Consider the following 12,500-nt stretch of genomic DNA (forward strand, 5'->3'; position numbering starts at 1 on the left):
GACCGCCCCCGGGGGGGGGGGGCCGGCGGGGGGCCCCCCACCCCGCGGGCGGGGGCCCCCACCGATCTGCCGTGAACGACGACCATTGGTGCCGCGCTGGCCGCCCAGGTGGCCCCGGTGCGATCCCTGGCACCGCTGGTTCGCTGAAGCCATAACGTGATCGACCCGGCGTCACGTCCCCGCACACCCTGCCGTTTTCCCACGCCCAGCGCCCGGCGCCTCGTGGTGTGCCCGACTACTAGACGGTACCTAATACCGTCCACTATTATGTGGCGCATGACAGTCACTGGGCGCGGCGACGACGGTGCCGACCGGCAGGCCCAACTGCTGCGCGGGGTGCTCGACATGTGCATGCTCGCGCTGCTGCGCGCCAGTCCGGCGCACGGCTACGAGCTGGTCCGGCGGCTCAACGACGCTGGGCTCGACACCGTCGGATACGGCACCGTCTATCCCCTGCTCACCAGGATGCGCCGGCTCGGACTCGTCGCCGACGAGGTGCAGGAGAGCCCGAGCGGACCGCCTCGCCGGGTGTACGCGCTCACCGAGGCCGGCCGGCGGACACTGGCGGCCTGGGCCGGACGGTGGCACGGATTCGTGGAGACCATCAACGCCACGCTCACCGACGTGGCGCCCTCGACGGAGAGCACGGAGAGGTGACCATGAACAACACGGACGACGCCGACAGCCCGAGCGGACGCGCCATCGCCCTGGCCGACCGGGAGTGGCGGGCCATGGGCATCGTCGCCGCCGACCGGATCGCCCTGGCCCGTGACCTGCGGCTGGAACTCGCCGGTGCGGCCGCCGACGGGATGACCCCGGAGCAGTTGCTCGGCACCGACGTACGCCGGTTCGCCCGGGACCTCGCGGTGTCGGCCGGGGTACGCCGGGCACCGTACGAGTTCCGCCGGCTGCTGCTGACCGGGCTGGCCGGCGGCGTACCCGGGCTGGTGCTCACCTTCGTACTGGTCTGGCAGTGGTGGCTGGTGCCGCTACACCTGCTGGTCGGGATGGACCCGCTGCCGAACTTCCTGCTGCGGTACGTGCTCAGTGCGCTGGTCTTCGTCGCCGGCGTACTGTTCGCGGTGCGCTGGGGCATGCGGGACAGCGCGGAGATCGATCGCACGGTGGCCCGGATGGCGCTGCTGGTGCCGCCGGCCGGCCTGCTGGCCATTCCGGTGACGATGGGGTTCGCCTCGCTGACCCGCTACAGCCTGTCCCTGCCGGTCCTGCTGGCCGAGGCGGCCATCGTGGGCGGCGCCCTGGCCGGGGCGATGGTGCTGGCCCGGCGCTGGGCACTGAGTCCGATCCTCGGCTCCAGGCGGCCGCCCGCCGACCCACCCGGTGCCGACCCACCACCCGGCCCGGACCGTGGCGGCCCGAAACCGGCCGGTCCGGCGTCGGACCCGGGCCCACCCCGAGTCGTCCCGGGCTGACCACCGGGCCCGTCGGCCCGGGCTGACCACCCGAACGGCGGCGTCGGTCCGGGCTGACCACCAGGTGTCGGCGTTCGGCCCGGCTGGTCGTGACCCGGTCAGCCACCCGGGCCGACGCCGGCCCGCCCGCTGGCGACCGCGGGCCCGTCCGGCCGGTTCGCCGGCGGGCGGTGCGGGCGAGCGGACCTGAGCGGGCGACACCGCGTTCCGCCGCCGGCCCCCGCCCCAGGCGACCAGGCCGGCGGTGACCGCCGCGACCGCGCACAGTGGCCAGAGCAGCCGGGGGGCGGTGCTGCAGACCAGGGCGCCGACCGGTGGGGGCGAGGATGGTGCCGCTGGTCGCGGCACCCATGTAGAGGCCCTGGTACTGCCCGACCAGGGCGGGCCGGGCGGCGCGGCGGGCCGCACCCTGGAGTCGTGCACCTACCGGGACCGGTTGGACGAGTTCGCCCGGCTCGGGGCGGCGGTGCGCGGGGTGAGCACCCGACGCCCGGCCGAGCAGGCCGCCTTCGCCGCCGCGAGCGGATCCAGTTTCCGCTGCTCTCCGACGTCGAACTCGAACTCGCCAGCGCGCTGCGACTGCCGACCTTCCGGGCCGGCGGCACCGTACGGCTGAAGCGGCTGACCCTGGCCGACTCCCCGGCCGCCGGTGCAGACTCGCCGGTTGCCGAGCCTGCGGCGGACAGGGCGGACATTCCGGACGTCCCGTCCCCAGCTTCCGCCGGCACCGACTAGTCCGGCCAGACCGAGCCGACGTCGGCGGCATCGGCGCGGGTACGGTGTGCGGAGCCGTTCGACGGGCCGACGGCGTCCCGCCCGACTCCACTTTCCCCCGAGGAGTGCAAGATCAGATGAGCGATCCGGTCCAGAGTCCCGAGCAGCCGGGGCCGACGAGCCAGCGGCGTCCGACCAAGCAGGAGCGCCGGGCCGCCGCGGAGGCGGCCGCGGCCCGGGCCGCCGCGAGCCGGGCCCGTGTGCAGCGGGTGGCCGGCGGGACCGTCGGAATCGTCCTGGCCGGGCTGGGCGTCGCCGCCATCGTCGTGCTGCCGCAGGTGATGGACGACGCGCCCAGCTCCTCGGCCGCCCCGGCGGCTGCCGCGACGACTCCGCCGGCCGCCGAGCCGACCGCCCCTCCGGCGCCGACGGGAGCGCCGGAGAGCCCCGGGGCGCCGTCCCGGCCGCCGGCCGACCTGGATCCCCGGCTGGCGCAGCGGCCGACCGTCGAGGCCGGTCGCGGTGAGCTGACCAGGCTCACGGTGACGCCGCTGGTCGAGGGCACCGGGCCGGCGGTGCGGGCCGGCCAGACGATCACGGTCAACTACGTCGGTGCCTCCTACCGGACCGGTCAGGAGTTCGACGCCTCGTGGAACCGAGGTCAGCCGTTCCCGCTGCAGATCGGCGTCGGCGCCGTGATTCCCGGCTGGGACCAGGGCCTGGTGGGGATCAAGGCCGGCAGCCGGGTGCAGCTCGACATTCCGGCGAACCTCGCCTACGGCGACAACCCGACCGGTGGCGAGCCGGCCGGCCCGCTCCGGTTCGTCGTGGACATCCTGGCGGTGCAGTAAAGCCCGGACGCAGAGACGACGACGGCGGCCGCGACATCGTCGCGGCCGCCGTGCGCTTGTCGGGTACGCCCGGTCGGGCTACCGCCTCCGCCTCAGGCCGGAGCGGGCGCGGAACTCTTCTCGTTGGGTTCGGCCTCGGCGGCCGGCGCCGCGGTGTCGATCGCCTCGACGGTCTCCTCGTCCCGGTGCGCCCGGTACTGCCGGATCGAGTACGCCAGCGCGAGCGCCCAGACCAGGTAGATCACCGCGTAGACGGAGTACCGTACGCCGTCGGGCGCGTCGATCCAGTCGCTGCGCAGCAGGGTGCGGGCATTGGTCACGATGATCACGCCGCCCACCGCCGAACCGAGGATCCGTGGCGGGATGTGCCGGACCAGCCAGGCGGCGATCGGTGCGGCGATGACGCCGCCGAGCAGCAGCGCGACGACCCAGCCGAAGTTGACGTTCTCGCTGCCCAGGCCGACCAGGAAGCCGAGGCTCGCGGCCACCGCCACCAGGAACTCGCTGGTGTCGATCGAGCCGATCACCTTGCGGGGCGCCATCCGGCCACTGGCCAGGATCGCCGGAGTGCCGACCGGCCCCCAGCCGCCGCCTCCGGTGGAGTCGACGAACCCGGCGAGCAGTCCGAGCGGGGCCAGGAACCGCTTGCGCAACGGCTGGCCGAGGCGGTCCCGGGGAATGCCGGCGGCGGTGAACCGGACCAGGATGTAGAGCCCCAGGGTGAGCAGCAGCAGCGCCATGATCGGCGCGGCGACCTCGGTGGAGAGGCTGGCCAGGAAGGTGGCGCCGGCGAACGCGCCGACCGCCCCCGGTATCCCGATCTTGGCGACCACCTTCCAGTCGACGTTGCCGAACCGCCAGTGCGCGGCACCGGAGGCGAGGGTGGTGCCGATCTCGGCCAGGTGCACGGTGGCGGACGCGGCCGCCGGGTTGGTGCCGATCGCCAGTAACAAGGTGGTGGAGGTCACGCCGTAGGCCATGCCGAGACTGCCGTCGACGAGCTGCGCGCCGAGCCCCACCAGGGCGAGAAGCAGAAGTTTTCGCACGGGACGTTCCTTCCCGGGGAATTGGTCGAGGCAGGCCCGTCCGGGCTGGCGGTCGCGGCGTTCCGGCCGGGGCCAGCGCCGACAGGTCGGACGACGGGCGTACCAGGGCGGGTACGGGGCGGTGGTGAAACCGCGCACCGCTGCGCCGATTCCCCATCTAACCCATAGGGATTGTCGACCCGGTGATCCCGGCAGTCAACCCCGGCGGCCCGACACGGACCCGAAGAACCACCCGGTCGGCGACCGCGGCGGCACGGGCGTGCCCCCGCGATCGGCCGAACCGGTCGGACCGGATTCACTGAACCTTTTCAACCTCCCCTTCCACCCTCCGCGATGTCCGCAGGGTGGAAGTCGGGGTGCACGCGCCGCGCTGTCCAGGTCGAAAAGGTTCATTCCACCCGGTACCCGCCGCCGCCCGGCCCGCCCCGCAGGATCAGCCGGGCCGGCAACACGCTGGCCGCCAGCGCCAGCACCACGCATCCGGCCACCAACAGCCCGATCGTCGAACCGGGCACGACCAGCTCGACCGGTACCCCGACCTGCTCGCTGAGCGCCGAGCGGATCGCCAGCAGCGCGACCATCGACACCAGCAGACCGAGCGCGGTGCCGATCGCCAGCACCAGCCCGGACTCGGTGGCGACCGTAGCCAGCACCTGGCGGACGGTCGCGCCGGAGCGGAGCAGCACCAGCAGCTCCCGGGCCCGGTGCGCGGTCGCCATCAGCAGGGTGTTCGCCAGTGCGATCGCGGTGTAGCCGGCCGAGACCCCGATCAGGATCAGCGTGGCGAGCCAGACCAGCCGGTCCTCGGCGGCGTCCCGTTCCGCCGCGTACTCCGCGACATCGACCAGCCGGGCCCCGAGTGCCGCCCAGCGGTGGGATCCGCCACCGTCCTGCCCGGTCGTCGCCGTGCCGAAGACCGCCTCGGTGAGCGCCGACGGATCGTGCGCCCGGACCACCTCCCGGGTCAGCAGCAACTGCGCCGGGATGGAGCCGTCGGCGACCACCGCCGCCACCCGAACCTGCCCGCCGGTGCCGTCCGGATAGCCGAGCAGCGCGGGCGCCCCCGCCGACCAGCCCAGCCGGTCGGCGAGCCCGGCGGTGACCACCGCGGTCTCCGGCCCCCGAAAGGCCGCGAAGTCGCCGGAGAGCACGCGGAGTCGCCCGTTCACCCGGGCGAACCCGGCCGGCTCCACCCCGGCGGCGATGATCGGAATACCGGCGCCGGTCGCCGCGCCGCCGGGTGGATCGGCGTACACGGTGCTGGGCAGCAGTGCGGTGCCGGGGACGGCGGCCACCGCCGCGTCCGACAGTCCCGGCGTACCGGCCGGGACGAGCACCGAACCGGCCCGGATCGCGGCCGCGTCCCGGCTCGCGTACGCGCCGGCCGAGGTGGCCACCGAGCCGGCGATCAGCACCGCGAACCCGACCGTCAGCAGCATCGGCGCCGACGTCGACGCGGTACGCCGCACCGCGGTCAGCGCGTTGCGCCGGACCAGCATCCCGGTCGCACCGGGCAGCCGCTCCAGCGGCCAGGTGAGCGCGTACGTCAGCGGCGGCACCAGTACCGGGGCGAGCAGGGTCAGCCCGCCGGTCAGCGCCATCGCCGCGTACAACGCGTAGTTCACGATGTCGTCCGGGCCCGCCCCGGCCAGCCGTACGGTCAACAGCAGCCCGAAGGCGGTGGTGAGGATCCCGCCGATCCACCGGGACCGGGTCATCGGTCGGCGGTCCACCACCGCCTCCCGCAGCGCCTCCAGCGGGCGTACCCGGCCGGCCCGGCGGGACGCCGACCAGACCCCGAGCAGGGCGACGACCAGACCCACCAGGTACGCCGCGGCCGGTGGCCAGGGCCCGATCCGCACCCGGAACCCGACGGGCTGGAAACCGGCGTCGACCAGCAGGGCACCGAAGGCCGGCGCCCAGACGGTACCGAGCACCGCCCCCACGGCCGCCCCGACGGCACCGACCGCCAGCGCCTCGGTGTACATCAGCCGGCGGAGTTGTCCCGGGGTGGCGCCGACGGTACGCAGCAGCCCGAACTCCCGGCGCCGCTGGGCGACCCCGAACGCGAAGGTGGAGGCGACGACGAAGATCGAGACGAACCCGGCCAGCGCCGTCATCGCGGTCAGCACCTGCATGCCGATCCACCGGGTCCGTACGTCCCGGGGCGGCTCGACCTCCGCGCGGTCTGCGCCGGTCAGCACCGTACCGTCCCGGCCGACGACCGACTCCGCCGCCGCCCGTACCGCCGTGACGTCGGCGTCGTCCGCGACCACCAGGCCGATCAGCCGGACACCCCGGGCCAGCGGTGCCGCGACCGGATCGGCGAGGTAGAAGCCGGGCCCGTCCACGGTGCCGGCGACGGTGTACCCGGCCGGCCCGGTCGCGGTCAGCAGGGTGACCCGGCTACCCGGGGCCAGCCCGAGCGACCGGTCCAGCACCACCTCGTCCGGCCGGCCCGGCGGGCCACCCGCCACCAGCCGGTACGGCGCCAGTGCCGCACTCGACCAGCCGTGGCCCTGCGGGTCACCCGGCGCGGGCTCGCCGACCGGTCGGCCGTCGACGACCGCCTGGGCGTAGAACGACCGGTCCGGTACCGCCGCCGCCACCCCGCCGATCGCGGCGAGCTGCCCGGCCAGTTCGGCGGCCCGCTCCGGCGACCACGGGCGGCGCTCCGGAAAGGTGCCCGGTGCCGCCTCGACCGCAGGCGCGGCGACCAGTACCTCCGCGCCGGCGTACCGGTCCGGCACCCGGGGTTGCGCGGAGACCAGGATCAGCGCGGTCATCGACATCAGCGCCACGCCGAGGCAGAGCGCGACGAACGGGCCGAGCAGTCCGGTCCACCGGGCGCGCAGCGCCGCGACGCTCAGCATGCCGGCTCCAACCTGGTCATCCGGGCCGCGATCGTCTCCGCCGCCAGGTCGCCGCCGAGTTCGTCCACCACCCGGCCGTCGGCCAGCAGCACGACCCGGTCGGCATAGGCCGCGGCCACCGGGTCGTGCGTCACCATCACCACCGTCTGTCGGTGCTGGTCGACGAGGTTGCGCAGCAGCCGCAGGATGTCCCGGGAGGTCCGGGTGTCCAGCGCGCCGGTCGGCTCGTCGGCGAAGAGCACCGCCGGCCGGCTGATCAGGGCGCGGGCGATCGCCACCCGCTGCTGTTCCCCGCCGGAGAGTTCGTCCGGGCGGTGCCGGCCCCGTCCGGCCAGACCGACCTCGGCCAGCGTCGCGTCCAGCTCGGCCGGGTCGGGCCGCCGGCCGGCCAGCCGCAGCGGCAACGCCACGTTCTGCGCCGCGGTCAGTGCCAGCACCAGGTTGTACGACTGGAAGACGAACCCGACCCGGGCCCGACGTAGCAGGGTCAGGGCGGTCTCGCCGAGGGTGGAGAGGTCGGTGCCGTCGATCACCACCGTGCCTCCGGTCGGCCGGTCGAGCCCGGCGGCGCAGTGCAGCAGGGTCGACTTGCCGGACCCGGACGGCCCCATCACCGCGGTGAAGGTGCCCCGGTCGAAGTCGACGGTCACCCCGTCCAGCGCGGCGACCCGCCGGGCCCCGGTGCCGTACGCCCGGACGACGTCGCGGAGCCGCACGGCGGCGGTCAGGTCCGGTGTTTCCTCTCGTTGGGTCATGCCCTCGAAGATCTGGCATCGGCGGCTCCGGCACATCGGAGCGCAGCGGTCACTTCCGGCCCGGCTCTGCGGGCTACCCCGACCGCCCCGACGCCGGTCGGATCAGACCGCAGGATGACCCGCTCCGGGTGGACGCGGCACGGCAGGCCGGCCGCTACCGTCGACGGATGAGCGCCGTGCACCCGCGTCCGCTGCTGACCCGCCGGTTGCGCAGGGTCGACCTGATCGCCCTCGACGTGCTGGCGGCGCTCGGCCTGGCGGTGATCTGCGGGTACGCCGCTGCTGACCCGCCCGCCGCGACCGGGTACCCCGATCCGCTGGTCCGGGAACCGGTCTGGCTCTCCCTGCTCTTCATGGTCGTCGTCTCGGCGCCGATCGCGGTACGCCGACGCTGGCCCGTACCGGTGCTGGCGGTGGTGGCGATCGGCGCGCTCTCCGCCGTACTGGTGGAGGTGGTGCCGGTCTACGCTTCGGTCTCGGTGTTCATCGCGGTCGCGTTCGCGCTCTACCAGGTGGCGCTCGACGAGGAACTGCGCCGGTCGGTCCCGGCCCTGCTGCTGGTGCTGGCCGGTGCCGCGCTGGCGATATTCCCGAAGACCGCGGACTGGGACGAGACGGTCAGCGGGCTCGGTTTCCTGCTGATACTCCTGACCGCAACCTGGATCCTCGGCCGGGCGGTACGCGAGCGGCGCGCGTACGCGTCCCGGTCGGCGGCGGAGCTGGCCCGGCAGGCCACGGTCGACGAGCGGCTGCGGATCAGTCGTGAGCTGCACGACATCGTGGCGCACAGCATGAGCGTGATCACGGTGAAGGCGGCGATCGCCAATCACGTGGCGGAGTCCCGGCCGGAGGAGGTCCGGGACGCGCTGCGGGACATCGAGACGACCAGCCGTGGCGCGCTGGCGGAACTGCGCCGTACCCTCGGCGTGCTGCGCGCCGGCGCACCGGGTACGCCGGTCGAGTTCGGTCCGGCGCCGGGCCTGACCGACCTGCCGGGCCTGCTGGAGCGGGCGGCGGCGGCCGGGGTGGCGGCGGAGCTGGCGTTGGAGTTGCCCGCCGGGGCGGAGCCGCCGGAGGACGTCGGCCGCTCGGTGTACCGGATCGTCCAGGAGGCGCTGACCAACGTGGTCAAGCACGCCGGACCGGTCCGGTGCCGGGTCGCGGTGGCCGCTGCCGGTGCCGAGTTGCGGGTCGAGGTGACCAACGAGTCCGGTCGACCGGTCCGGCCGGCCGATCCGAAGGGGCAGGGTCTGATCGGCATGCGCGAGCGGATCCACCTGTACGCCGGCACCTTCGAGGCCGGACCGGTCGCCGACGGCGGGTTCCGCGTCTCGGCCCGGCTGCCGTACCGACCCGCCGAACGCCCGACCCCGCTGGGCGTCGCGCCCCCGCTGGCGGCGGCGCCTCCGGCCGTCGAGCCGGGCCCGGCGAGCGGCCCGGCCGGAGCGACCCGGTGACCGACCAGCCCGTCCGGGTGCTCATCGCCGACGACCAGGCGCTGCTCAGGGGCAGCTTCCGAGTGTTGATCGAGACGACGCCGGGCCTGACCGTGGTCGGCGAGGCCGGCACCGGTGCCGCAGCCGTCGAGCTGGCCGAACGGGAGCGCCCGGACGTGGTGCTGATGGACGTCCGGATGCCGGTGCTGGACGGGATCGCCGCGACCCGGCGGATCGCCGAGTCACCCGCCGCAGGCCAGGTCCGGGTGCTCATCCTCACCACCTTCGACCTCGACGAGTACGTCTACGCGGCGATCCGGGCCGGCGCCAGCGGCTTCCTGCTCAAGGACGCCCCGCCGGAGGACCTGCTGACCGCGATCCGGGTGGTCGCCGCCGGGGAGGGGCTGCTCGCGCCGAGCGTGACCCGTCGACTGATCGCCGAGTTCGCCCGGCTGCCCGAACCGGACCGGCCGGTGGCCCGGGAGCTGACCGGGGTGACCGACCGGGAGCGGGAGGTGCTGACCCTGATCGGACGCGGCCTGTCCAATCCCGAGATCGCCGGTCACCTGCGGCTCAGCCCGGCCACCGTGAAGACGCACGTCGGCCGGCTGCTCGCCAAGCTGCACGCCCGGGACCGCGCCCAGCTCGTCATCGTCGCCTACCAGACCGGCCTGGTCACGGTGCCGGGTCGCTGACCCCGCCGACTCGCCGTTCCCCGCCCCTGCCCACCCCCCCGGCCACCGGAGCCGGTTGTCATCCGGAGCCGGTTGCCAGCCGAGCGGCTGTCGAGGGAGCCGTCGGTCCGGGGCGCCGGCCGGTGCCGGGTCAGTCGCCGTCCAGGTGGACCAGCAGGAGCTGCTCGGGGCGCAGCGGCGGGGCCTGTAGGCCGGCGTGCCCGAGGACGCGCCCGGAAAGTCGTACCCCGGAACCGGTGGTCCAGGCCGGCGGCGCCGGCAGGCCGCGCGCGGCGTTCTCGGGCGCGACCGCCCGGACCAGGTACCGGCGATCCGGGTCCAGGCCGGGCAGCCGTACCGGTCCGGGGTTGGTGGTCGTCCCGGTCGCGGTGGCGACGATCGCCATGATCGCCTCGGACCGGTCCGCGGCGACCACCCCGTGCACCCAGAGCGCCGGATCCGGATGGTCGACCCGGACCACCGTCCCGCCGTGCAGGAGCGCGCGGTGCCGCTTGTAGAGCGTTACCCACCAGGCCAGTTCCCGGCGCTGCTCGGGGGTGGCCGCGGTCAGGTCCCACTCGATCCCGAAGCTGCCGAAGAAGGCGGTGCCGGCCCGGAAGCCGAGGTCGTGAGTACGGCCCGTGGTGTGCGCCCGGCCCGAACCGACGTGCGAGCCGATCAGTTCCGGCGGCAGCAGGAGCTGGGTCCAGCGCTGGATCGACTGCCGTTCCAGGGCGTCGATGCAGTCACTGCCCCAGACCCGGTCGGTCCGTTCCAGGATGCCCAGGTCGACCCGCCCACCGCCGGAGGAACACGACTCGATCTCCAGCCCCGGGTGGCGCTCCCGCAGCGTGTCGAGGAGCCGGTAGGTCGCCAGGGTCTGCCCGTGCACCCCGGGTCGCCCCGACGGCTGGTGGCCGGCGTCGATCAGGTCCCGGTTGTGGTCCCACTTCAGATACCCGATCCCGTACTCCCGAACCAGCGCGTCGAGCCGCCCCAACACGTACTCGTACGCCTCCGGGTGGGTCAGGTCGAGCACCTGCTGCCAGCGGGCCTGCCGGGGCAGCCGCCCTCCGGTACCGAGGATCCACTCCGGATGCGCCCGGGCCAGTTCCGAGTCGGGGTTGACCATCTCCGGCTCGACCCAGAGCCCGAACTCCAGCCCCAGCCCGCGTACGTGTGCGACCAGCGGATGCAGCCCGTCCGGCCAGACGGCCGGGTCGACGTACCAGTCGCCGAGCCCGGCCCGGTCGTCGCGCCGGCCCAGGAACCAGCCGTCGTCCAGGACGAACCGTTCCGCTCCGATTTCGGCGGCGGCGTCGGCCAGTGCGGTGAGCCGGTCGAGGTCGTGGTCGAAGTAGACCGCCTCCCAGGTGTTCACCACGACCGGACGCGCCCGCCTCCCGACCCGCGCCGACCGGCGCAGATGGGCGTGGTACCGGGCCGACATCTCGTCCAACCCTTGCCCGTACGACGCGTAGAGCCAGGGCGTGCGGTAGCGCTCGCCCGGCGCCAGCTCGATCTCGCCGGGCAGCAGCAGCTCGCCGGCGGAGAGCAGCGCCTCCCCGTCCGGGGTCCGCTCGGCGTGCAGCCGGTGGTTGCCGCTCCAGCCGAGGTGCACCGCCCAGACCTCACCGGACCGGAAGCCGAAGCCGGCCGTACCGGCCATCATCAGCAGCGAGGCGTCCAGGCCGGGCTTGCCCCGTCGGCTCTCCCGGGACCGCGAGCCGACGGTGAACGGGCTCCGCTGCGGCGCGCGTTCCCGGCACCACCGGCCGGTCAGGTCGAGCAGCTCGTCCGCCTGCGGCGGCACCGGCAACCCGAGCAGCAGCCCTGCCAACTGGTACGGCTCGGCGTCCGGCGGGTTGGCCAGCTCGGCGCGGAGCCGAAGCAGCCCGGCCGGGTCCAGTTCGAGTTCGACGACCAGATCGAGCCGGGCGGCCTCGTCCGTGGCGGTCACCACGATCGTCGCGGCCGACGCGTCCCGGTCGTCGCGCACCCGCAGCTCGGTGCGGCGGAACCGCGGTGACCAGTCGCGGCCGGCGCGGTGCCCGGAGAGCCCGGGCAGGCCGAACCAGGCGTACGTGTGCTCGGGGAGGATGCCGACCGGCCGGCCCTCGGGTGTGCCGGGCCGGGCCGGCCGGCGGAGCGCGGTGCCGAGGTCGGCGAGCTCCGGTTCGGTGAGCGGTCCGAGGTCGGCGCCCCAGTGCAGTACCGCCGGCACGCCGGGATCGGTGCCGTCCACCAGCACGCTGACTCCGGCCCGGCGCAGGTGGACCAGGCCGCCGCCGCTGGCGGGACTCGGCGCCGGCTGGCGGGTCTGACTCGGCACGGTCACGGGGTACGCCTCCACCGGTCGCGGTATTTGTAACGCCCTGGCCCGGGTAGCGTGCCTTCGGCCGTCCTGTCCCGTCAACGCCCCGCCGCCCGGTCGGCCGGGGCACGCCGCCGGGCCGTTAAACCGGGTACGGGCGGACCGCCGGCATGGTGGACAATCGGCACCGTGACCGATAGCAGCCTTCCTCCCGCCGCGTCCGCCGGCTGGGAGTCTCCGCTCGAGGACCTGCGGTGGCGGGGTCTCCTCTTCGACTCGACCGATCCCGCAGAGCTGGCGGAGCACTTCCGCTCCGGTCCGGTGACGTTCTATGTCGGGTTCGACCCCACCGCGCCGAGCCTGCACATCGGCAACCTGTTGCAGGTGGTGACCGCCCGCCGGCT

Annotated in this window: 11 protein-coding genes (1 of these 11 running past the window's edge); 7 read left to right on the top strand and 4 right to left on the bottom strand. The window is 74.6% G+C overall.

All coding sequences use genetic code 11. The features are described from left to right. The first annotated feature begins 276 nt into the window (after positions 1–276). The 4 genes from R6Y94_RS20595 (at position 277) to R6Y94_RS20610 (ending at position 2,998) form a co-directional block, all read left to right on the top strand. The gene (locus R6Y94_RS20595) at positions 277–657 is read left to right on the top strand and encodes a PadR family transcriptional regulator (RefSeq protein ID WP_318397518.1); all 381 of its coding nucleotides are present in this window, start codon (positions 277–279) and stop codon (positions 655–657) included. A 2-nt stretch (positions 658–659) separates the two neighbouring features. After that, entirely contained in the window at positions 660–1,433 is a 774-nt protein-coding gene (locus R6Y94_RS20600) for a hypothetical protein (protein ID WP_318397519.1), read from the top strand. Positions 1,434–1,677: 244 nt separating this feature from the next. Next, positions 1,678–2,049 (top strand): hypothetical protein, encoded by a 372-nt coding sequence (locus tag R6Y94_RS20605; protein WP_318397520.1) that lies wholly within the window; start codon positions 1,678–1,680, stop codon positions 2,047–2,049. Between the two features lie 235 nt (positions 2,050–2,284). After that, complete coding sequence (locus R6Y94_RS20610; RefSeq protein WP_318397521.1) at positions 2,285–2,998, top strand: FKBP-type peptidyl-prolyl cis-trans isomerase; 714 nt, start codon at positions 2,285–2,287, stop codon at positions 2,996–2,998. A 92-nt stretch (positions 2,999–3,090) separates the two neighbouring features. On the opposite strand, the gene R6Y94_RS20615 is transcribed toward R6Y94_RS20610, so the two are convergent. The 3 genes from R6Y94_RS20615 to R6Y94_RS20625 all read right to left on the bottom strand — a co-directional run bounded on the left by R6Y94_RS20615 (position 3,091) and on the right by R6Y94_RS20625 (position 7,672). Further along, a complete protein-coding gene (locus tag R6Y94_RS20615; RefSeq protein WP_318397522.1) occupies positions 3,091–4,044 on the bottom strand; it encodes a sulfite exporter TauE/SafE family protein in 954 nt (317 codons plus the stop codon). Positions 4,045–4,433: 389 nt separating this feature from the next. Further along, positions 4,434–6,917: an FtsX-like permease family protein gene (locus R6Y94_RS20620; RefSeq protein ID WP_318397523.1), complete on the bottom strand. Its 2,484-nt coding sequence runs from the start codon at positions 6,915–6,917 to the stop codon at positions 4,434–4,436. Beyond that, positions 6,911–7,672 (bottom strand): ABC transporter ATP-binding protein, encoded by a 762-nt coding sequence (locus tag R6Y94_RS20625; protein ID WP_318397524.1) that lies wholly within the window; start codon positions 7,670–7,672, stop codon positions 6,911–6,913. Before R6Y94_RS20625 ends, R6Y94_RS20620 begins: the two co-directional genes overlap by 7 nt. Positions 7,673–7,839: 167 nt before the next feature. On the opposite strand from R6Y94_RS20625, the gene R6Y94_RS20630 reads away from it, so the two are divergent. Both R6Y94_RS20630 and R6Y94_RS20635 read left to right on the top strand, forming a co-directional pair. Then, positions 7,840–9,129, top strand: a complete 1,290-nt coding sequence (locus R6Y94_RS20630; RefSeq protein WP_318397525.1) for a sensor histidine kinase — start codon at positions 7,840–7,842, stop codon at positions 9,127–9,129. Beyond that, the gene (locus tag R6Y94_RS20635) at positions 9,126–9,803 is read left to right on the top strand and encodes a response regulator transcription factor (RefSeq protein ID WP_318397526.1); all 678 of its coding nucleotides are present in this window, start codon (positions 9,126–9,128) and stop codon (positions 9,801–9,803) included. Before R6Y94_RS20630 ends, R6Y94_RS20635 begins: the two co-directional genes overlap by 4 nt. A 130-nt stretch (positions 9,804–9,933) precedes the next feature. On the opposite strand, the gene R6Y94_RS20640 is transcribed toward R6Y94_RS20635, so the two are convergent. Further along, entirely contained in the window at positions 9,934–12,120 is a 2,187-nt protein-coding gene (locus R6Y94_RS20640) for an alpha-galactosidase (RefSeq protein WP_318397527.1), read from the bottom strand. Between the two features lie 165 nt (positions 12,121–12,285). Here R6Y94_RS20640 and tyrS point away from each other — a divergent pair, with 165 nt between their 5' ends. Next, positions 12,286–12,500 carry the beginning of a tyrosine--tRNA ligase gene (gene tyrS / locus R6Y94_RS20645; RefSeq protein WP_318397528.1) on the top strand. It continues 1,087 nt past the right edge of the window, so 215 of the gene's 1,302 nt are visible here — the first part of the coding sequence; the start codon lies at positions 12,286–12,288; its stop codon lies beyond the right edge, outside the window.

This window comes from Plantactinospora sp. KLBMP9567 (assembly GCF_033446045.1).
Lineage (GTDB): Bacteria > Actinomycetota > Actinomycetes > Mycobacteriales > Micromonosporaceae > Plantactinospora.